The sequence below is a fragment of the Streptomyces sp. SBT349 genome, assembly GCF_001083795.1.
GTDB lineage: Bacteria > Actinomycetota > Actinomycetes > Streptomycetales > Streptomycetaceae > Streptomyces.
Genome location: NZ_LAVK01000062.1, coordinates 1 through 20672 on the forward strand (window position 1 = coordinate 1; position 20672 = coordinate 20672).

Annotated in this window: 20 protein-coding genes and 1 pseudogene; 7 read left to right on the forward strand and 14 right to left on the reverse strand. The window is 74.0% G+C overall.

Annotation, left to right across the window (positions count from 1 at the left end; genetic code table 11):
- A pseudogene (locus ADY01_RS10580) lies at positions 1-443 on the forward strand (hypothetical protein); the annotation flags it as partial.
- A 249-nt stretch (positions 444-692) separates the two neighbouring features.
- Here the strand turns inward: ADY01_RS10580 and ADY01_RS10585 are convergent.
- Complete coding sequence (locus ADY01_RS10585) at positions 693-1205, reverse strand: gluconokinase (RefSeq protein ID WP_049569644.1); 513 nt, start codon at positions 1203-1205, stop codon at positions 693-695.
- 57 nt (positions 1206-1262) lie between these two features.
- Positions 1263-2018, reverse strand: coding sequence for a DUF7134 domain-containing protein (locus tag ADY01_RS10590; protein WP_159001108.1), 756 nt, complete (start codon positions 2016-2018; stop codon positions 1263-1265).
- 189 nt (positions 2019-2207) lie between these two features.
- Between ADY01_RS10590 and ADY01_RS10595 the strand changes: the two genes are divergently transcribed.
- The 5 genes from ADY01_RS10595 to ADY01_RS10615 all read left to right on the forward strand — a co-directional run bounded on the left by ADY01_RS10595 (position 2208) and on the right by ADY01_RS10615 (position 7596).
- Positions 2208-3419 carry an MBL fold metallo-hydrolase gene (locus ADY01_RS10595; protein WP_420715629.1) on the forward strand — a complete coding sequence of 404 codons (1212 nt, stop codon included), beginning with the start codon at positions 2208-2210 and terminating at the stop codon, positions 3417-3419.
- A 116-nt stretch (positions 3420-3535) separates the two neighbouring features.
- Positions 3536-4879: an enolase C-terminal domain-like protein gene (locus tag ADY01_RS10600; RefSeq protein WP_049569651.1), complete on the forward strand. Its 1344-nt coding sequence runs from the start codon at positions 3536-3538 to the stop codon at positions 4877-4879.
- The gene (locus tag ADY01_RS10605) at positions 4872-5627 is read left to right on the forward strand and encodes an SDR family NAD(P)-dependent oxidoreductase (protein ID WP_049569654.1); all 756 of its coding nucleotides are present in this window, start codon (positions 4872-4874) and stop codon (positions 5625-5627) included. Before ADY01_RS10600 ends, ADY01_RS10605 begins: the two co-directional genes overlap by 8 nt.
- An 86-nt stretch (positions 5628-5713) precedes the next feature.
- On the forward strand, positions 5714-6718 hold the full coding sequence (locus ADY01_RS10610) for an aldo/keto reductase (protein WP_049569657.1): 1005 nt from the start codon (positions 5714-5716) through the stop codon (positions 6716-6718).
- Positions 6715-7596 carry an amidohydrolase family protein gene (locus tag ADY01_RS10615; protein ID WP_049569660.1) on the forward strand — a complete coding sequence of 294 codons (882 nt, stop codon included), beginning with the start codon at positions 6715-6717 and terminating at the stop codon, positions 7594-7596. Before ADY01_RS10610 ends, ADY01_RS10615 begins: the two co-directional genes overlap by 4 nt.
- Positions 7597-7633: 37 nt before the next feature.
- Here the strand turns inward: ADY01_RS10615 and ADY01_RS10620 are convergent, their stop codons facing one another.
- The 3 genes from ADY01_RS10620 to ADY01_RS10630 form a co-directional block, all read right to left on the reverse strand.
- Positions 7634-7978, reverse strand: a complete 345-nt coding sequence (locus tag ADY01_RS10620; RefSeq protein ID WP_049569663.1) for a DUF3140 domain-containing protein — start codon at positions 7976-7978, stop codon at positions 7634-7636.
- Positions 7979-8057: 79 nt separating this feature from the next.
- Positions 8058-8693, reverse strand: coding sequence for a hypothetical protein (locus ADY01_RS10625; protein WP_049569666.1), 636 nt, complete (start codon positions 8691-8693; stop codon positions 8058-8060).
- 4 nt (positions 8694-8697) lie between these two features.
- Positions 8698-8916: a hypothetical protein gene (locus ADY01_RS10630; protein WP_049569669.1), complete on the reverse strand. Its 219-nt coding sequence runs from the start codon at positions 8914-8916 to the stop codon at positions 8698-8700.
- 64 nt (positions 8917-8980) lie between these two features.
- Between ADY01_RS10630 and ADY01_RS35965 the strand changes: the two genes are divergently transcribed.
- Positions 8981-9514: an SET domain-containing protein gene (locus tag ADY01_RS35965; protein ID WP_053170693.1), complete on the forward strand. Its 534-nt coding sequence runs from the start codon at positions 8981-8983 to the stop codon at positions 9512-9514.
- Positions 9515-9558: 44 nt separating this feature from the next.
- Here the strand turns inward: ADY01_RS35965 and yicI are convergent, their stop codons facing one another.
- From yicI to bioB, 9 genes are all read right to left on the reverse strand, one after another.
- Positions 9559-11844, reverse strand: a complete 2286-nt coding sequence (gene yicI, locus ADY01_RS10640; protein WP_049569673.1) for an alpha-xylosidase — start codon at positions 11842-11844, stop codon at positions 9559-9561.
- Entirely contained in the window at positions 11841-13277 is a 1437-nt protein-coding gene (locus ADY01_RS10645; protein ID WP_078900179.1) for a GH1 family beta-glucosidase, read from the reverse strand. Before ADY01_RS10645 ends, yicI begins: the two co-directional genes overlap by 4 nt.
- Before the next feature lie 14 nt (positions 13278-13291).
- Positions 13292-14044 (reverse strand): carbohydrate ABC transporter permease, encoded by a 753-nt coding sequence (locus ADY01_RS10650; protein ID WP_234320168.1) that lies wholly within the window; start codon positions 14042-14044, stop codon positions 13292-13294.
- 113 nt (positions 14045-14157) lie between these two features.
- On the reverse strand, positions 14158-15057 hold the full coding sequence (locus tag ADY01_RS10655; RefSeq protein ID WP_049569680.1) for a carbohydrate ABC transporter permease: 900 nt from the start codon (positions 15055-15057) through the stop codon (positions 14158-14160).
- Positions 15054-16298 carry a sugar ABC transporter substrate-binding protein gene (locus tag ADY01_RS10660; RefSeq protein WP_049569683.1) on the reverse strand — a complete coding sequence of 415 codons (1245 nt, stop codon included), beginning with the start codon at positions 16296-16298 and terminating at the stop codon, positions 15054-15056. Before ADY01_RS10660 ends, ADY01_RS10655 begins: the two co-directional genes overlap by 4 nt.
- A gap of 20 nt (positions 16299-16318) precedes the next feature.
- Positions 16319-17329: a LacI family DNA-binding transcriptional regulator gene (locus tag ADY01_RS10665; protein WP_049569686.1), complete on the reverse strand. Its 1011-nt coding sequence runs from the start codon at positions 17327-17329 to the stop codon at positions 16319-16321.
- A gap of 148 nt (positions 17330-17477) precedes the next feature.
- The gene (gene bioD, locus ADY01_RS10670) at positions 17478-18197 is read right to left on the reverse strand and encodes a dethiobiotin synthase (protein ID WP_049569718.1); all 720 of its coding nucleotides are present in this window, start codon (positions 18195-18197) and stop codon (positions 17478-17480) included.
- 44 nt (positions 18198-18241) lie between these two features.
- A complete protein-coding gene (locus ADY01_RS10675; RefSeq protein WP_049569689.1) occupies positions 18242-19558 on the reverse strand; it encodes an adenosylmethionine--8-amino-7-oxononanoate transaminase in 1317 nt (438 codons plus the stop codon).
- Entirely contained in the window at positions 19551-20639 is a 1089-nt protein-coding gene (gene bioB / locus ADY01_RS10680) for a biotin synthase BioB (RefSeq protein ID WP_049569692.1), read from the reverse strand. The genes ADY01_RS10675 and bioB overlap by 8 nt, the downstream gene beginning before the upstream one ends.
- Positions 20640-20672: the final 33 nt, after the last annotated feature.

Sequence of the window (20672 nt, forward strand, 5' to 3'; positions counted from 1 at the left end):
CCCGTGGCCCCGCCCACGCCCATGGGCCCCGGGTGGGCGGGGCACTTCCCGCGCCCGGCGCCGATGGTTTCGTGGACGACGGCGCCGCCCTCCACCACGTGCTGTGCGTGGGGTACGCGCTCGACCTGCTGGGCTCCTCGTTCCCGCACCCCGCCCACACCGTCCGGCGGCTGGGCGCCGACCACATCGTCGCCCGCCTCGACCGCCTGCCCTGGCGGCGCGACGCCTGGGGCGCGGGCGCCCGGACCGACGCGTTCGCCACCGCCGCCCGCCGGTACCGCTCGCTCGCCCCCGATTCCGCCCGCCCGGGGGCCGCCGAGGCGCTGTTCGGCCTGCTGCTCACCCGCGCCGACCCGTGGACCGGCATGTGGGACGGATGCGGGTCGTCAACGGCTACCACCGGCTCACGCGCGGCTCGTTCGCCCGGTTCGGCCTGCCCGTGACCCATCCTGAACGCGTCATCGACGCCGTTCTCGACCACTCCAGCGACCCCAGGTGCTTCGGCGGGGACCGCGAGAGCGCCTGCGACGTCCTGGGCGGAAGGGCGGCTCACGCGCGCCCTCGCCACCTGGCGGGACGGCCGCGGCTTCGGTTTCGGCCCCGGGCCCGACGGCTCCTCGCCGACCTCCCCGGCCACGCCGACCTCCTCGGCTACCGCTCGCCGGGAGGGTCTGAGGGGAACCGGCCGGGGATCATCCCTCCGCGTCGCGGACGGCCTTGAGCGACGCCTCCACCAACTCCTCGGGCGGCGCCCCCACGTCGATCGCGACGCCGTGCTCGCCGGGTTCCAGCGGCTCCAGGTCGGCGAACTGCGACCTCAGCAGCGCGGCCTTCATGAAGTGGCCCTTGCGCTGCTCCATCCGCTCCCTGATCAGCTCGAAGCTGCCCGTGAGGTGGAGGAAGAAGACGCCGGGGGAGGCGTCCCGCAGCCGGTCCCGGTAGCGGTGCTTGAGCGCCGAACAGGTCATCACCCCGCCGCTGCCCGCCTCGTCGTGCTCGCGCAGCCACACGCCCAGCGCGTCCAGCCACGGCCCGCGGTCCGCGTCGGTCAGCGGGGTCCCGGCGGCCATCTTGTCGACATTGGCCGGCGGGTGGAAGTCGTCGGCCTCGGCGAAGGGGACGCCGAGGCGCTCGGCGAGCTGTTCCGCGACGGTCGTCTTGCCCACGCCTGAGACGCCCATCACGATGATCGTGGAAGAAGCCATGCGCTCACTATCCGGCGGACGGAACGGGTTCACCAAATGCCCGCGCCCGCCGCGAGGTCAGTCGCGGTCGCTCAGCAGGCCGAGGGTCCGCCGCAGGTCCGTCTCCGACTCCCTGCCGTTGCTGACGATCGCGCCGAGCGCCTGCCTGGCCTGGCCCGGCGCCGCGTCGAGCACGCGGTCGGCGGCCTCCGCCTGGACCACCATCCCCGCGACCCGCTGCCCGGTGATGTCGTACATCTCCCGGACGATCTCGATGCGCTGGCAGGCGAGCGCCGCCTCCCGCCGGGCCGAACGCATCAGCTCCACGCTGTCGTCCCCCTCCGCCAGCGTGCGGAAGCAGCGCCGGCACCTGGCCCTGAACCCCAGCGCCCAGCTCAGCGTCAGCGGCACCGACCAGCCGATGACGATGTCGGCCGCCGCCTCGGCGCCGCGCGGCTCGCGCACCGCGGCCAGCAGCACCGTGCCGAGCCCGCCCAGGAGCGCGAGCCGCGCCGCCCACCAGGCGCCCCGGTCCGTGACGGAGAAGACGATGACGTACACGGCGAGCGCGGAGGCCCACAGCGCCTGGTCCTGCCACACGATCTGCACCAGGCACGCCAGCAGCGCGACCAGCAGCATCGGCTCGGGCAGCCGGCGGCGGAGCGCGACGCCGGCGGCCAGGGAGAGCGCCAGGACGGCGGAGAGCGCGAGGTGCGTCCCACCCGGCGGGGCGGCGGTGGCCATGTCCACCCCGCACAGGACCAGCACCAGCCCGGCCCAGCAGAGATCCGCCTCCACCGCATGCCGACGCAGATAATCGCTTGTACGCTCCACGGCGGACAGGGTAAGGCCGCCGGGGGCGGAACGTGTCGCCCCTGCGGGCGATTCCGTCACCGCGGCGCCTCCACTCCCGGGTGGACCCGGCCCCGAGGAATTCCCCGTTCTCCTCTCCTCCTTGCGCAGGGTGACTGCTTGTCACCCCCGTCGATTACAGTGGCGACAGCCGCGTCCTGGGAGGTTCACGTGACCGAATCGCCGTCCCACGCCCACGCCCACGCTCCCGCCTCCGCGCCCGGGAAGCCGACCCGCCCCTCTCCGTTCGCCCGGCTGCGGCCCGCGGCGTTCGGCGCCAAGCCCACCGGCGAGCGCCTCGCGCGCATCCGCCGCTCCCCGCAGTACCGGGACGGCGCCTTCCGCAACGAGCGGCCGATCCGCATGGGCGGCGCGCGGGACATGCTGCCGATGGCGCGCGAGATGCTGCGCCGCGCCGACCGGGCGCGCAGGGCGCCCGCCGGGCCCCTGCCCCTGGTGAGACCGGCGGCCGCGGACCCGGCGGACGTGCCCGCCTCGGGGCTGCGGCTGACCTGGCTCGGACACGCCTCCGTGCTGGCCGAGATCGACGGCCACCGCGTCCTGTTCGACCCGGTCTGGGGCGAGCGCTGCTCCCCGTTCACCTTCGCGGGACCCAAGCGGCTCCACCCCGCTCCCGTGTCGCTGGCCGAGCTGGGACGGCTGGACGCGGTCGTCATCTCGCACGACCACTACGACCACCTGGACATGCCCACCATCAAGGCGCTGATCGCCGGCGAGGCGGTCTTCGCCGTGCCGCTCGGCGTGGGGGCGCACCTGGAGCGCTGGGGCGTCCCGGCTACGCGCGTCATCGAGCTGGACTGGCGGGAGTCGGCCACCGTCGGCTCCCTGACCCTCACGGCCACCCCGGGACAGCACTTCTGCGGCCGCGGCCTGCGCGACCGCTGGCAGACCCTGTGGGCCTCCTGGGTGGTCGCCGGGCCCGAGCACCGCGTCTACCACACGGGCGACACCGGGTACTTCCCCGGCTTCGCCGAGATAGGCGCCGAGCACGGGCCGTTCGACGCGACCATGGTGCAGATCGGCGCCTACTCCAGCGCGTACTGGCCGGACATCCACATGACCCCCGAGGAGGGGATCCGCGCCCACCTCGACCTCTCGGGCGGGGGCTCGCACGGCGTGCTGCTCCCCATCCACTGGGGCACGTTCAACCTGGCGCTCCACCCGTGGGACGAGCCGGTCGAGCGGACGGTCGGCGAGGCCAGGGCCGCCGACGTGACGGTCGCGGTGCCGCGCCCGGGGGAGTCGTTCGAGCCCGCGGCCCCACCGCCGCTCGACTCCTGGTGGGAGGCGCTGGCCGTGCGCCCCGCGACCGGGGCCGGGACCGCCGGTCTCTCCCGGAGCGCCCGGCCCGCCGACGGCTGACGGGCGGGGCCGGGGCCACCCGCTCACGTCCCACCGGCCTCGCCTGTTTACTTGTGGTGGAACAAGTGCGGCTTTAGGGTTCCCGCAGAAAGCCGCACCGCCTGGAAGGTCCGTTGATGCCGTCACGTACCGCTCGGATCACCGCCATCGAGACCTACGACATCCGGTTCCCCACGTCGAGAGAGCTGGACGGCTCCGACGCCATGAATCCGGACCCCGACTACTCCGCGGCCTATGTCGCCCTGCGCACCTCCTCGGAGGAGAGGCTGGAGGGGCATGGGTTCACCTTCACCATCGGCCGGGGCAACGACGTGCAGGTCGCCGCGATCCAGGCGCTCGCCCCGTATCTGGTGGGCCGCGACGCGGCCGAGCTGGCGGCCGACCCGGGCACCCTCTACCGCGACCTGATCGGGGACAGCCAGCTGCGCTGGCTCGGCCCCGAGAAGGGCGTGATGCACATGGCCATCGGCGCCGTGGTGAACGCGGCCTGGGACCTGGCGGCCCGCAGCGCGGGCAAGCCGCTGTGGCAGCTGCTCGCCGACGCCGAGCCCGAATGGCTCCTCTCCCAGATCGACTTCCGCTACCTCAGCGACGACCTCACCCCCGACGAGGCGCTCGCCCTCCTGCGGCGCGGCAAGGAGGGCTCGGCCGAGCGCGCCGCCGAGCTCCGCGAGCACGGGTACCCGGCCTACACCACCTCGGCCGGCTGGCTGGGGTACTCGGACGCCAAGCTCACGCGGCTGGCCGAGCAGGCCGTCGCCGACGGCTTCACCCAGATCAAGCTGAAGGTCGGCGCCGACCTCGACGACGACATCAGGCGGCTGCGCGCCGCCCGCGCCGCCGTCGGCCCCGGGATCCGCGTCGCCGTCGACGCCAACCAGCGCTGGGACGTCGGCGACGCCATCTCCTGGGTCAGGGCGCTGGGCGAGTTCGAGCCGTACTGGATCGAGGAGCCGACCAGCCCCGACGACATCCTCGGCCACGCGGCGATCCGCCGCGCCGTCGCCCCGGTGAAGGTGGCCACCGGCGAGCACGCGCAGAACCGGGTGATCGTCAAGCAGCTCCTCCAGGCCGAGGCCATCGACATCGTCCAGCTCGACGCCGCCCGCGTCGCCGGTGTCAACGAGAACCTGGCCATCCTCCTGCTCGCCGCCAAGCACGGCGTCCCCGTCTGCCCGCACGCCGGCGGGGTCGGCCTGTGCGAGCTGGTCCAGCACCTCGCCATGTTCGACTATGTCGCCCTCAGCGGCACCACGGAGGACCGCGTCATCGAGTACGTGGACCACCTCCACGAGCACTTCGTCGACCCGGCCAGAATCCTCCGCGGCCGGTACCAGGCGCCCGCCGCGCCCGGCTTCTCCGCGGCCATGCGCCCGGCGACCCTCGCCGAATACGCCTACCCCCAGGGCGAGTTCTGGGCCGCCGACCTGGCGTCGAGGGAGGTGCCACCGCGTGGCTGAGCTGGCAGGTCTCAGGGCCGTCGTGACCGGCGGCGGCTCCGGCATCGGCCTGGCCACCGCCCGGCTGCTCGCCGACCGCGGCGCCGCCGTCGCCGTCCTCGACATCGAGCCGGGCGGCGTCGACAAGCCGCTGCGCGGCTACCCGGCGGACGTCTCCGACGATGCCTCGGTGCGCGCGGCCGTCGCCGAGGCGGGCGCCGACCTCGGCGGCATCGACATCCTGGTCAACAACGCGGGCATCGGCGCCGCCGGCACCGTCGAGGACAACCAGGACCAGGAGTGGCACCGCGTCCTCGACGTCAACGTGCTGGGCATCGTGCGCACCACCCGCGCCGCCCTGCCGCTGCTGCGCGCCTCCCCCCACGCCTCCGTCGTCAACACCTGCTCCGTCGCCGCCACCGCGGGCCTGCCCCGGCGCGCGCTCTACTCGGCGAGCAAGGGCGCGGTCCTCTCGCTCACCCAGGCCATGGCGGCGGATCACATCCGCGAGGGCATCCGCGTCAACTGCGTCAACCCGGGCACCGCCGACACCCCCTGGGTCGGCCGGCTGCTCGCGGCGGCGGAGGACCCGGAGGCCGAGCGGGCCGCGCTCCACGCCCGCCAGCCGATGGGCCGCCTGGTGACCGCGGAGGAGGTCGCCGCCGCCATCGCCTACCTGGCCGGGCCCTCCGCCGCGTCCGTCACCGGCACCGCGCTCGCGGTGGACGGCGGCATGGCCGGGCTGCGGCTCAGGGCCCCCACGACCTGACGGCGGACGCGGCACCCGGCGGGCGACGACCCGACAGCACAGGCAGCAGACCCGAGAGAGACTCCGGAAGGGCGGACAGCATCGCGATGGAGCGGGCACGCAGAGAGCTCGGCAGCAGCGGTGTCACCACCACCGTCCTCTCCCTCGGCGGCGCGCCGCTGGCCGGTCTCGGCGCCGAGGTGACCGAGGACCAGGCCCACGCCACCGTCGAGGCGGCCTGGGCGGAGGGCATCCGCGGCTTCGACACCGCGCCGCACTACGGCATCGGCCACTCCGAGCGGCGCCTGGGCCGGGTCCTGGCCACCAAGCCACGCGGGGAGTTCACGCTCTCCACCAAGGTGGGGCGGCTCCTGGTGCCCAACGACGACGTGGCCGCGGCCGGCACCGACGCCGCCGAGGGATTCCCCGCGGTGCCCGCCACCCACCGCAGGCAGTGGGACTTCAGCGCCGACGGGGTCCGCCGCAGCCTGGAGGACAGCCTCACCGCGCTCGGCCTCGACCGGGTCGACATCGCCCTGATCCACGACCCCGACCACCACGAGCGTCAGGCGTTCACCGAGGCGTATCCCGCGCTGGAGCGCCTGCGCGCCGAGGGCACCGTCTCCGCCATCGGCGCCGGGATGAACCAGTCCGCGATGCTGGCCCGCTTCGTCAGGGACACCGACGTGGACGTGGTCCTCCTCGCGGGCCGCTACACGCTGCTCGAACAGGGCGGCCTCGCCGACCTGCTGCCCGCCGCCGCCGAGCGCGGCACCGGCGTGATCATCGGCGGCGTCTTCAACTCCGGGCTCCTCGCCGACCCCCGCCCCAACGCCTCCTACAACTACGCCCCGGTGCGCGAGGACGTCCTCGCCAGGGCGCTGCGCCTCAAGGAGGTCTCCGAGCGGCACGGCGTCCCGCTGCGGGCCGCCGCGTTGCGCTTCCCCCTCGGCCATCCCGCCGTGGCCGGTGTCCTCGTCGGCGCCAGGTCCGCCGCCGAGGTCCACGACGCCGCCGCCATGGCACGCCACCCGGTCCCGGCCGCCCTGTGGGAGGAGCTGCGGGCCGAGGGCCTGCTCCCGGCCGACGTTCCCGTTCCGGAGGAGATATGACCGCCGCCGTCATCGACGCCCACCACCACCTGTGGGACCTGTCCGTCCGTGACCAGGACTGGATCACCGGGCCAAAGATGGCCCCGATCCGCCGCGACTTCGGCGCCGCCGACCTCGCGCCCCTGGCCCGCGCCGCGGGGGTCACCGGCACCGTCGTCGTCCAGACGGTCACCGTGGCCGAGGAGACGCCCGAACTGCTGGCCCTCGCCGCCGGGTCCGAGCTGATCGCCGGGGTCGTCGGCTGGACCGACCTCACGGCCCCCGGCGTCGCCGACGCGCTGGCCGCGCTCCGTGAGGGGCCGGGCGGCCACCTCCTGACCGGCATCCGCCACCAGGTGCAGGGCGAGCCCGACCCCCGCTGGCTGCTGCGCGAGGACGCGCTGCGCGGCCTGGCCGCCGTCGCCGCGGCCGGACTCGTCTACGACCTGCTGGTCCTCCCGCACCAGCTCCCCGCGGCCGTGGAGGCCGCGGCCCTGCTGCCCGAGCTGACGTTCGTCCTGGACCACCTCGGCAAGCCGCCCATCGCCTCCGGCGACCTCGACCCCTGGGCCGCCGACATCGCCCGGCTGGCCGCCCTGCCGAACACGGTGTGCAAGCTCTCGGGCATGGTCACCGAGGCCGACTGGCACGCCTGGACGCCGGAGGGCCTACGCCCCTACGCGGACACGGTCCTCACGGAGTTCGGGCCCGACCGGCTGATGTTCGGCTCCGACTGGCCGGTCTGCACGCTCGCCGCCGACTACGGCCGGGTCATGACGCTGGCCCGCGCCCTGACCGCCGGCCTGGGCGCGGGGGAGCGGGACGCGGTGTTCGGCGGGACCGCCGCCCGCGTCTACCGTCTCGCGGAAGCGGCGGGGGAACGGGGCCCGGCCGCCTGAACAGCCCGGCCGCCCGCGGGTCGGGCGCGCCCGCGGGTCAGGTCTGGGCGCGCAACGGGTCGTGGCCCAGGCACATCAGCCGGTAGCGCCACGTGGGATCCGGCACCTCGACCCGGGGGCCCGCCTCGCGTTCGGCGCGCACCGTGTCCACCACGTCGGACATCAGCTCCAGGTCGTCGTCGGTGAGGTCCATCCGCCGCTTCCGCAGAATGGCCAGCACCCCGCGGCCCTGCTCGCTGCCCGCCGAGTCCGGCGGCTGCTCGGACTCCTCGCCGGCGGAGATCGTCCGCAGCCAGGCGCCGAGTTCGTGTGACGTCATGTTGACGACACTGTGGAAATCCACCCACAGCTCGTCCAGCTCGAAGGCGTCGGAGTCGGTCATGCGTGCGCCTCCCGGATGGGTCGTTCGGACACCCCCGCGAGTTTCCCCGCCCGGCCCGGGGAAACCCGGGGCCGGGCGCTCAGCCGCGCGCCCGCTCCCTGACGTCCTCGGCGAGGTCCTTGTTCAGGGCCACCCGCACCAGGCCCGCGGTGAGCCGGGGCACCTCGGCGTCCTTCACCAGGCCGCCCAGGGCCGCGGGCGAACGCGGCAGGCCCACCCGCTCGGCTCCGTCCTGCGCCTTGCGGTCGATGTAGGGGATCAGCTCCGTCCACACGCCCTGCGCCTCGCGCAGGAAGATGTCCACCCCCATCGCCCCGATCCCCGGATACTCCTTCAGCCGCGCGCCGACCCGGTCGCCGCGCATCCCCCGCACGTCGCCGCGGTACCGGTCGAGCACGAGCGCCGCGCCCTCGCCGAGCTGGCGGGACGTCCGCTCGTCGTAACGTCGGTACCCGCCCACGCCCAGCGCGTCCACCCGCTCCTGCCAGGTGGCGTCCGCCATCCGCCGCGGATCGGTCATGCCCGCGTCGAACAGCGCCCGCGCCGCGGCCACCGCGACCTCGGCACGGATGCGCGCGGAGAGGAGATGGGCCAGGACCAGCGTCTGGTACAGCGGGGCCGGTGTGTTCTTCAGCCGGATGCCCGCCTGTTCCGTGTAGGTCTGCCCGCACGTGTCGAGCAGGGCCTTCGCCGTCTTGCCGGCCTTCGCGCTCATGGCCTCAGTCCGTCTCCGGCCGCAGGTCCTGGAACGTCTCGCGCTCCGACAGCGGCCCGCGTCCGCGCTCGGTACGGGGCCCTCGCGACTGCCACGTCGGGTCCCGCTGAAGGGACTCGTTGGCCTCGGCGTTGGCGTGCTGGTCCGGCACGCCCCGGCTCTCGGCCTCCTTGCGCCGATGGGCGCGGTGAATGTCGTACTTCTTGCTGCCCGGTTCAGGCATGCTCACCACCTCGCCGCGCCGAGTGCCCGGCGTCGGTCCGGTGAAACGCGGGTAGCGTGCCCCGATGGACACCACACGGACGAGGGGCGAGACGGACTATCCGGCCGAGTGCTGGCTGACGCCGCGGGCGGAGGTGCGCGGCTCGCCGATCCAGGGGCGCGGCCTGTTCGCCGTCGAGCCCATCCCGGAGGGCGAGACCGTGGCACGGCTGGGCGGGCCGCTCATCGACGACGCCGAACTGGAGGCCACCTCGCCGCCCAGCAGCTTCACCGTCAGCCCCGGGCTGCACATGGTCACCGACCCCGGGCACCCCGCGAGCCTGGGCAACCACTCCTGCGACCCCACCCTGTGGCACCGCGACGCCGTGACCCTGGTGGCCCGCCGCGACATCGCCGCGGGCGCGGAGCTGACCTCCGACTACGCCACCATGACCGGCGTGGAGACCTGGTCGATGGAGTGCCGCTGCGGCACGGCGCTGTGCCGCGGAACGGTCACCGGGGCCGACTGGCGCCTCCCCGTGCTCAGGACCGCCTACGGCCGCCGCTGGACCCCCGCGCTGCTGGCGAAGATCGACCACGACGGCCGACCGCGACGCTGACCGGGCGGGCCCGGGCCGCGCCGACGCGGCTCCGGGCGGCCCGCTCAGCCCAGCGGGACCGACACGGACGTGGTGCCCGCGGGCGCGGTCACCGGCGCGCCGTAGCCGTCGGGGCCCGCGACCACGACGTGCCAGGGTCCGGGCGCGCCGGTGGCGCGCACGACCACGGCGTTCCCCTCCCGCCGGGTGCGGAAGACCGCCGCCTCGCCGCCGTCGGGGGAGGGGACGGTGGTGACGGTCTCCGCGCCCTCCTCGGGCGCGTGCACCCGCAGGGTCACACCCCGTGCCCACGCGTACTCGGGGGCGTCGTCGGCGTCCCCGAACGGGATCACCGAGCCGGGGCGGGCCAGCAGCGGCAGGCTGTCGAACCCGAACCGCTCGCGCCGCCACCCGCCGCCCCGCACGGGCTCGCCGGTGAGCAGGTGCGTCCACGTTCCCCCGGGCACGTAGTAGTCGACGGTGCCGTCCTCGCTGAAGACCGGCGCCACCAGCAGGTCGGGGCCCAGCATGTACTGGCGGTCCAGCGTGTGGCAGGCCGGGTCGTCCGGGAATTCGAGCAGCGTGGCCCGCATTACCGGCGTTCCCCGCTCCGCCGCCTCCCGCGCGACCTCCGCCAGGTAGGGCATCAGCCGGTGCTTGAGGCGGGTGAAGTCCCGCGTGACGGCCACCGCCTCCTCGTCGTAGTCCCACGGGACGCGGTAGGAGTTGCTGCCGTGCAGCCGGCTGTGCGAGGACAGCAGGCCGAACTGCACCCACCGCTTGAACAGCGCGGGCGTCGGGGTGCCCTCGAAGCCGCCGATGTCGTGGCTCCAGAAGCCGAACCCGGACAGCCCGAGCGACAGGCCGCCGCGCAGCGACTCGGCCATCGCCGAGAAGGTGGACTCGCAGTCACCGCCCCAGTGAACGGGGAACTGCTGCCCGCCCGCGGTCGCCGAGCGGGCGAAGAGCACCGCCTGCCCGTTCCCGCGCTCCTCGGCGAGCACGCCGAAGACCGTCTCGTTGTAGAGCTGCGTGTAGTAGTTGTGCATGCGCTCCGGTTCCGAGCCGTCGTACCAGACCACGTCGATCGGCACCCGCTCGCCGAAGTCGGTCTTGAAGCAGTCCACGCCCTGCGCGGCCAGGGCCCGCAGCTTCTCCGCGTACCACCGCCTGGCCGCCGGGTTGGTGAAGTCCACCAGCGCCATCCCGGCCTGCCACATGTCCCACTGCCATACGTCGCCGTCGGCCTTGCGCAGCAGGAAGCCCTGCCGCATGGCCTCGGCGAACAGCGGCGACTTCTGCGCGATGTAGGGGTTGATCCAGACCGAGACGCGCAGCCCCCGCTCCTTCAGGCGGGAGAGCATCCCCTCCGGGTCGGGGAAGACCGCCGGGTCCCAGGTGAAGTCGCACCACTGGTACTCGCGCATCCAGAAACAGTCGAAGTGGAAGACGCTCAGCGGTATGCGGCGCTCCGCCATGCCCTGCACGAACCGGCTGACCGTCGCCTCGTCGTAGTCCGTGGTGAACGAGGTGGAGAGCCACAGCCCGAACGACCAGGCGGGCGGCAGCGCGGGGCGGCCGGTGAGCGCCGTGTAGCGGTCCAGGATCTCCTTGGGCGTCGGCCCGTGGATGACCAGGTACTCGATCGACTGGCCCTCCACGCTGAACTGCACCTGGCCGACCGCCTCCGAGCCGACCTCGTAGGAGACCTGGCCCGGGTGGTTGACGAAGACGCCGTAGCCGCGGTTGGTCAGGTAGAACGGCACGTTCTTGTAGGCCTGTTCGCTGGCCGTGCCGCCGTCCGCCTGCCAGACGTCGACGGACTGGCCGTTGCGGGTGAACGGGGTGAACCGTTCGCCGAGTCCGTAGACCAGCTCGCCCACGCCGAGCGAGAGCTGGCCCAGCGCGTGGTGGCGGCCGTCGCCCGTGGTGACGAAGCCCGTGCCGCGCCGCTCCGCCGAGGTCAGGACGCGGCCGTCGGCGACGAAGTCGAGCCGCCAGGGCGCGGCGGTGTCCACGCGGACGGCGAGCGAGCCGCTGGACAGTTCGAGGACCGTGCCGTCGCCGGCGGTCTTCGCCCGGTGCCCCGGGTCGGCGGCGAGCGGGAAGCGGGGCCCCCGCTCGGTCGCGCCCGCGTGGTGGGTGGACCTGACCGCGATGACGCCCTCGGCGGGCGAGGAACACTCGACGGTCAGCAGCGGGCTGTTGAGCGTGTGGCCGCGCCGCTCCACGGGCCGCACGGCCGCGTGGAGGGTGAGGCGGTCCTCCAGGACCGCCGCGTCGGCGACCTGCCTGGCGAACGCGGCGGAGACGCCGTCGCGCATCAGCCAGTAGCCGTCGGTGAACTTCACTGCGTCTCCTGCTTGTGGTGGCGTATCAGGTCCCGGTACCAGCGGTAGCTGTCCTTCGGGAGGCGTTCGAGGGTGTCGTAGTCGACGCGGACGATGCCGAACCGCTTCGCGTAGCCGAAGGCCCACTCGAAGTTGTCCATCAGCGACCAGACGTAGTACCCGCGCACGTCCACGCCCGCCTCGACGGCCGCAGCCAGGGCGAACAGGTGGTCGCGGAGGTAGGCGACGCGGTCGGCGTCGTGGACCTGGCCGTCCTCGGCGACGGAGTCGTCCTCGGCCGAGCCGTTCTCGGTGATGACCACCGGGGGCAGCTCGGGGTAGCGGCGGTCGAGGTCGACCAGCAGGTCGGTGAACGTGTGCGGGACGACCGGCCAGCCCATGGTGGTGCGGCGGACGTCCTGCCGCCAGGACTCCTCGACGCCGATGTCCACGGCCGTGCGGGCCGCGGGGTCGGCGTCGCGGTGCGGCGCGTCGGCGATGGTGATCGGCCGGTAGTAGTTGATGCCGACGAAGTCGAGCGGGGCGGCGATGGTGATCAGGTCGCCCTCCCTGCGGTAGGAACCGTCGGCCGACTCCCCCCACGTCTCCCGCTCGTGCGCCGGGTACCGCCCGGCGAACAGCGGGTCGAGCCACACCTCGTTGTGCAGCGTCTCGGCCCGGCGCACCGCGGCCAGGTCGGCGGCCGAGTCGGTGGCCGGGAGCAGCCGGTCCGGGTTGAGCGTGATGCCCACCTCCCGCACCCCGGCCTCGCGCAGCGCCCGCACCGCCAGGCCGTGGCCGACCAGCAGGTGGTGCGCGGCGGCCAGCGCGCCGCGGCCCTCGCGCGCCCCCGGCGCGTGCCGGCCGATGGCGTAGCCGACGAAGGCGGAGCAGAACGGCTCGTTCAGCGTGATCCAGCGCGGCACCCGGTCGCCGAGCCGGTCGACGACCAGCCGCGTGTAGTCGGCGAACCGCTCCGCCGTCTCCCGCACCCGCCAGCCGCCCCGGTCCTCCAGGGCCTGCGGCAGGTCCCAGTGGTACAGGGTGGCGGCGGGGGAGATCCCGGCGGCCAGCAGCTCGTCCACGAGGCGGTCGTAGAAGTCGAGCCCCTCCGCGTTGGCCTTGCCGCCGCCGGTCGGCTGGACGCGGGGCCAGGCGATGGAGAACCGGTAGCTGTCCACGCCCAGGTCGCGCAGGAGCGCGACATCCTCGCGGTAGCGGTGGTAGTGGTCGCAGGCGACGTCGCCGGTGGCCCCGTCGGCCACCCGGCCCGGCTCGCGGCAGTAGGTGTCCCAGATGGAGGGGCCGCGCCCGCCCTCGTCGTGAGCGCCCTCGATCTGGTAGCTGGCGGTGGCGGCGCCGAAGAAGAAGCCGCGGGGGAACCGGGGGAGTGCGGAGGATCCGGTGGCATCGGCGGGAGCGGATGCGTCGGTGACATGAATCGCGTCGGTCATGACGGTGGCCGGCCTTACTTGACGGAGCCGCCGGCGATCCCGGCGGCTATGTACTTCTGGGCAACGACCAGCAGTATCGCCGCCGGGATCGCCGACAGCACGGCGGTGGCCATCACCGCGCCCCAATCGCTCACATGCGCGCCGATGAACTGGTAGATGCCCAGCGTCACCGGCCGGACATCGTCCGTGGTGTTGAGCGTCAGCGCGAAGATGAAGTCGGCCCAGGCGAAGAGGAACGCGAACAGCCCGGAGGTGATCAGCGCGTTCCTGCTCATCGGCAGGACGATCCTGACGAACGCGGTGAAACGGTTGGCGCCGTCCACCATCGCCGCCTCCACCACCTCGGTGGGGATGGAGACCATGAACGCCCGCAGCAGCACGATCGCGAACGGCAGCCCCAGCGAGGCGTCGGCCAGGATCAGGCCCAGGTAGGAGTTGACCAGGTTCAGTTCCGCGTAGGCGCTGTACAGGGCGTTCGCCACGACGATGCCGGGCACCATCTGCGTGATCAGCGTCGAGAAGACGATGGCCCTGCTGCCCCGCAGCCCGAAGTGCGCCAGGCCGTAGGCGGCGGGCGCCGCGAGCGCGAGGCAGACCGCGACCGCGCCGAGCGCCACCACGAGGCTGGTGACCAGCGAACCGCCCTGGCTGTCCAGCGCCTCGGTGAAGTTGTCGAAGCTCGGCGAGGTGGGGACCAGGTCGGCGGACGCGATGCTGGTGTGCGGCTGGAGTGCCGTGCTGAGCATCCAGTACACGGGGAAGAGCATCACCGCGAGGATCGCCAGCGCCGCCACGCTGTTCCAGGCGCGGCGCAGCCGGGCGCGGTCGTGGGCGCGCGCGTGGGCGCGCTTCTCGGTGGTCACGGTCCCTGACATCCCGGTCACTTCCCTGGCCTGAGGTCGGCGCGGTTGACGCGCAGGTAGAGCACCGCGAAGACGGCGCTGATGAGGATGAGGACATTGCCGACCACGGCGCCCTGCCCGAAGTCGAGCTGGAGGAACGACAGCTGGTAGGTGAGCGTGCCGAGCGTCTGGGTCGAGTCGGCGGGCCCGCCGCCGGTCAGCGCGAGGATCAGGTCCAGGATCTTGACGGTGGACATGAATCCGAGGACCAGGACCACGGTCACCACCGGGCGCAGCAGCGGCAGCGTCACGCTGCGGAACGTCCGCCACGGGCTCGCCCCGTCCAGCGCCGCCGCCTCGTACAGCTCCCGGGGGATCTCCTGGAGCCCGCCGTAGAGGATCACCATGTTGAACGGGATGCCGATCCAGATGTTGACCAGGATCGCGGACAGCAGCGCCACGCTGGGGCTGCTCAGCCACGGCACCCCGTCCGCCGACAGGCCGACGGTGCTCAGGAAGCTGTTGAGGACCCCGTGGTCCTCGTCCATGATCCGGCGCCAGACGACGGCGGAGACCACCATGGGCACCAGCCACGGCAGCAGCAGGATCGCGCGGACGAACGCGGAGAGGTGGAAGCGCCGCGAGAAGAAGACCGCCAGCCCGAGGCCGATGGTGAACTGCCCGACCAGCGATCCCACGGTGAACAGCAGCGTCTGCCACAGGGCGTCGCCGAACAGCTCGTTCTCGAAGACCCGGCGCCAGTTGTCGAGCCCGTTGAACGGGGCCTCGCCGGTGAAGTACGTCCGCGGGGTGAACTCCTGGAAGCTCATCAGCACGTTGCGGACCAGCGGATAGCCGAAGAAGGCCAGCAGATAGGCGAGCGCCGGGGCCACGAAGAGCCACTGATGGAGCCGTCGGGTGCGCATGAGGGTCCTCACTCTCCGGCCGTGGCCTGCCGCTGAGCGGTGCTCAGCGCCTCGTCGGGCGACTGCCTGCCGGTCAGCACGGACTGGAACGCCCCGGCGAGCGCGGTCTCGACGACCGGCCAGCGGGTGCCGACCACGCCCGTGCGGGACCGGGCGGTGAGCACCAGGTCGGCGAACGGCGCCAGCTCCGGGTTCTGGTCGCGGTAGGACTGCGCGGCCCCGGCGCGGGTGGGCACGTTGTTCACGCGCTCGCCCCAGGCCAGCTGGTTCTCCTCGGAGTTGAGGCAGTCCAGGATCCGCCCGGCGTTCTCCTCGCGCTCGCGCGCGCCGTCGTTCTTCGGCACGGCCATCACGGTCCCGCCGATCGGCGGCACCGGATCCCCTCCGGCCTCGGGCACCGGGATGCTGGCCACCGCCCAGTCCACGTCGTCCTGCGCGCTGAGCACCGGCACCTGCCAGGGACCGTTGATCATCATCGCGGCCCGGCCGGATATGAACTGGTCGTTGACATCCTGCTGGTTCCAGTTGACGACCGACCTGGACGCGGAGCCGTCCTCCACCAGGTCCTTCCACAGCTGGAGCGCCGACGCCCCGGCGCCCTCGTCGATCCGCGCCTCGTCGCCGCCCGCGGACCAGAAGAACGGCAGGAACTGGTACACGCCGTCGGCGTTCGGGCTGGCGCTGAAGGCCATGCCGTACGTGTCGCCCCCGGTGAGCGCGGCGGCCGTGGACTCCAGCTCGTCCCAGGTGGTGGGCGGTTCGAGGCCCGCGTCGGCGAGCAGCTCGGTGTTGTAGATGAGCGCCAGCGAGTTCACGGAGCGGGCCACGCCGTACTGGACCCCGTCGTGGGAGCCCAGCGCGTTGGCGCTCTCGGAGAACACGGAGGTGTCGACGCCCACCTCGTCGATCGGCCGGAGCCCGTCCGTCTCGGCGAACTGCGGCAGCTCGGAGCCGTCCAGCTCCAGGATGTCGGTCAGCGAGTCGGACGAGGCCATGCGCAGCGCCTTCGAGGCGATCTGGTCGGCCGGGACGCTGACCTGCTCGACGTCCAGGCCCAGCGGTTCGGCGCAGCGGTCGAAGAAGTCCTGGTTGGCCTCGTGCTCGGCGGTGTCGGTGGCCGAGTTGAGCACGGTGACGGTGTCCGGGTCGGGCTCGGCGGCGCAGCCGGTGAGCCCGGCGGTGGCCACGGTCACGGCCCCGGCCAGGGCCAGCGCCGCGGCGGGCGCGGCGGTGCGCCCGGGTCTCGATCGCATGGGTTCGACGGCTCCTTCGGTCAGGGGTGCGGCGGGGAGATGGCGGGACCCGCGGCGAGGCGGGGCGGGATCAGCTCGTGGCGTGGCGGGCCCGTGCCGATCGCCTCCACGGCGAGCCGGGCGACGGCGGCCGACATCTGCCCCACCGGCAGGTCGATCCGCGGCAGCCTGCCGGGGTGGCCCGGCTCGTCCGGGAGGCTGCCGACCAGCACGACGGACAGGTCCTGCGGGCAGCGCAGGCCGAGCGCGGCGACCTCGTCCAGCAGCCCGTCCAGCGGGATGAGGTGCTGCACGATCAGCGCGGTGGGCGCCGGGGCCGCAGTGAGCGCCCGGCGCAGCCGGGACCGCAGCTCGCCGGGGTCGGCGCTTGAGGGGTGGACCAGGACCTCGGCCCCGGTCTCCCGGGCCGCGGCCCGCGCGCCGGCGAGGCCGTGCATCGCGTAGCCGCGGCGGGCGGCGATCTCGTGGTCGGCCGAGGCCCAGAACACGATCCGCCGGTGGCCCGCGGCCACCGTCTCCCGCACGGCCAAGGCGACGGCCGCGGCCCAGTCCAGGTCCACCCAGGACAGCTCGGCCTCGTCGCGCTCGTCGCCGTGTCCGAGCAGCGCGGTCGGGAAGCCCAGCTCGCCCAGGGCCGCGATGCGGGGGTCGGCCTCCGCCACCGCCATCAGGATCGCGGCGTCCGCGAGGCCGCTGCGGGCGACGCGGCGCAGGCCGCCCACGCCGTCGGGATCCGTCATCATCAGCAGGTCGTAGCCGTGCCCGCGCGCCGCGTCGCTGATCTCGACGGCGAACCGCCCGTCCATCGCCCGGTACTTCCCCGGCTCCCTCGGCACCGCGAGGACCAGCACCTCGCTCCTCGCGCTGCGCAGCGTGCGGGCGCTGGCGCGCGGGTGGTAGCCCAGCTCGGCTATCGCGGCGCGCACGGCCGCCGCGGTCTCGCCGGAGATCTTGCGGGAGCCGCTGAGGACGTACGACACCGTGCTCGGCGCGACGCCCGCGCGCTCGGCGACGTCCTTGATCGTGGCCATCCGGTCAGGTCCCTTGGTGAAGCCCTCGTGGCGAAGCGTGTCGAATCGATTCGATCGACGGCACGGGATGCTACGCACATGTGTGCGGGTGCGGCAAGTGGCTCCTCGCGGACCGAGGCACGTCACCGGCGACTCGTGGTGGCCGCGGCTATGCCGCGGGCCGGGTGCCGTGGAGGGTAGGGGTGAGCCAACGGGGTGCGCGGGTGCGGAAGTCGGCGGGGGTGAGCCCGCCCGCGCCGGCGGGCAGGGTGCCGAGCAGGGGGGCGCCCGCCACGGCGGGCAGGTCCGCGACGTTGCAGCGGGCGGCGAGATCCGGTTCGGCGGGCCAGCTGCCGATGACCACCCCGGCGCAGCCGACGCCGCGGGCGCGGAGCGCCTCGGCGGTGAGGGCCGTCGTGTTGAGCGTGCCGAGGCCCGCCTCGGCCACGATCAGGGCGGGCGCGCCCAGGAGCCGGGCGGCGTCCGCGAGCGTTCCGCCGGTGTCGTCGTACCGCACCAGCAGCCCTCCCGCGCCCTCGACCAGCACCACGTCGTGCGCCTCGGCCAGCTCCCAGGCGGCCTTGGCGGCCTCGGCCGGGACCACGGGCGGCAGCCCCGCCCGCCGCGCGGCCGTCGCGGGCGCCAGGGGGTCGGGGTAACGGGCCAGCTCCCGGGTGGTCAACGGGCCCGCGAGCCGGGCGACCTCCACCAGGTCCCCGTCCTCGCCGTCGCCGACCCCGGTCTGGGCGGGCTTGAGCACGGCCACGGAGAGCCCCGCCGCCTTCGCGGCCACGGCGAGGGCCGCCGTCACCACGGTCTTCCCCACCCCGGTCCCCGTCCCGGTCACCACCAGCACGCGACTCGCGGCGCCCGCGCCCGTTCCGCCCATCCCTTCGCCCCGCGCCCCGGCGGCCCGGCCGGCGAGGTGATCGCTCATGCCGAGGCCGCCGGAGCCGCCGAGGCCGCCGCGCACGCGGCCTCGCAGATCAGGGCCAGGTCGGCGTCGTCCGTGACATACGGCGGCATCGTGTAGACCAGGTTCCTGAAGGGCCGCAGCCACACGCCCTTGCGCACCGCCGCGCGGGTCGCTCCGGCGACGTCCACCGGGTGGTCGAGCTCGATCACGCCGATCGCGCCGAGCACCCGCACCTCGCGCACGCCCGGCAGCTCCGCCGCCGCCGCCAGGCCCTCCCGCAGACGGGCCGACACGCGCGCGACCTCGGCCGCCCAGTCCCCGGCCAGCAGCAGGCCGACCGAGGCGTCGGCGACGGCCGCCGCCAGCGGGTTGCCCATGAACGTGGGGCCGTGCGCGAGCACCGGCACCTCGCCCCGCGAGATCCCCTCCGCCACCCGCGAGGTGCACAGCGTCGCCGCCATCGACAGATAGCCGCCGGTCAACGCCTTGCCCACGCACATCACATCCGGCGCGACCCCCGCGTGGTCCGCGCCGAACAGGGCGCCCGTGCGGCCGAATCCCGTCGCGATCTCGTCGAACACCAGCAGCACCCCGTGCGTGTCGCACGCCTCCCGCAGCACCCGCAGGTACCCGGGGGAGTGGAACCGCATCCCGCCCGCGTTCTGCACCACCGGCTCCACGACCACCGCCGCCAGCGCGTCGGCGTGGAGCGCGATCAGCTCGCGCAGCGCCCGCGCGTACGCCGTGTCGGGCTCCGCGTCGTAGCCGGACGGCGGGGCGTCCGCGAACACCTGGCGGGGCAACGCCCCCGACCAGATGTGGTGCATGCCGCCGTCCGGGTCGCACACCGACATGGGGTGCCAGGTGTCGCCGTGGTACCCGCCGCGCCAGGTCAGCAGCCGCCTCTTGTCCCCGCGGCCGAGCGAACGCCAGTACTGGAGGCACATCTTGATGGCCACCTCCACGGACACCGAGCCCGAGTCGGAGAGGAACACGTGCCGCAGCGGCTCGGGCGTGATGTCCACCAGCCGCTTGGCCAGCCGCACGCCCGGCTCGTGCGTCAGCCCGCCGAACATCACATGGCTCATCCGCGCCAGCTGCCCGGTGGCGGCCTCGTTCAGCACCGGGTGGTTGTAGCCGTGCAGCGCCGACCACCACGAGGCCATGCCGTCGACCAACTCGCGCTGTCCCCACGCCGGTTCGGCCAGCCGCAGCCGCACGCCCGACGCCGACTCGACCACCAGCGGGTCCTGCCGCCCCGGCATCGGGCCATAGGGGTGCCAGACGTGCTCGCGGTCGAGGTCGAGCAGCGCGGCGGCGGAGAGCTCAGGCATTGGGCGGCAGTTCCGTGCCCGCGCCCCGCCGGCGGACCGTCACCAGGTCGGTGCGCTCCACCCGTTCGCCTCCCCCGGCCCGGTGCTCGGGCAGCGTGGTGGTGCCCGCGCCCTCCACCTCGAACCCCGCGTCCGCGATCATGTCGAGGTCGGCCTGCCCCGCCTGGCCCTCGCTGGTCAGATAGTCGCCAAGGAAGACCGAGTTCACCACATGGAGCGCCAGCGGCTGGAGCGACCGCAGGTGGATCTCCCGGCCTCCCGAGAGCCGCACCTCCGCGTCGGGGCAGACGAAGCGGACCATGGCGAGGATGCGCAGCGCCCGGCGCGGCGTGAGGTTCCACTCGCCGGCCAGCGGCGTTCCCTCGAAGGGGATCAGGAAGTTGACCGGCACCGAGTCGGGGTCGAGGGCGCGCAGCGCGAACACGACGTCCACCAGGTCCTCGTCGCTCTCGCCCATCCCGGCGATCAGGCCCGAGCAGGCCGAAAGCCCGGCGGCCTGCGCCTCCTTGACGGTGGAGACCCGGTCGGCGAACTCGTGCGTCGTGCAAATGTCGGCGTAGGTGGCCTCCGAGGTGTTGAGGTTGTGGTTGTAGGCGTCGGCGCCCGCCGCCTTCAGCCGCTCGGCCTGGCCGTCGCCCAGCAGCCCGAGGCAGGCGCAGACCTCGACGTCCGCGTGGCGCTCGCGGATGGCCGCGATGGTCTCCGCGACCCGGTCCACGTCGCGGTCGGTCGGCCCCCGCCCGCTGGCGACCAGGCAGACGCGCTTGGCGCCGCCCGCGACCCCCGCCCCGGCGGCGTCGGCCGCCTCGCCCGGCTTCAGCCAGGTGTACTTGAGGATCCCGGCCTTCGAGCCGAGCCGCTGCGAGCAGTAGGAGCAGTCCTCGGGGCACAGGCCGGACTTCAGGTTCACCAGGTAGTTCAGCTTCACCCGCCGCCCGAACCACTGGCGGCGCACCTTTCCCGCCGCGGCGACGACGTCGAGCAGCTGGTCGTCCGAGGTCGCCAGCACCGCCAGCGCCTCCTCGCGGGTCGGGAGCTCGCGGCGAAGTCCCTTGTCCACCAGGGTGTTCAGCAGGTCCATGGGCCCGATCCTCGCCTACCCGCCCCGGCCCGG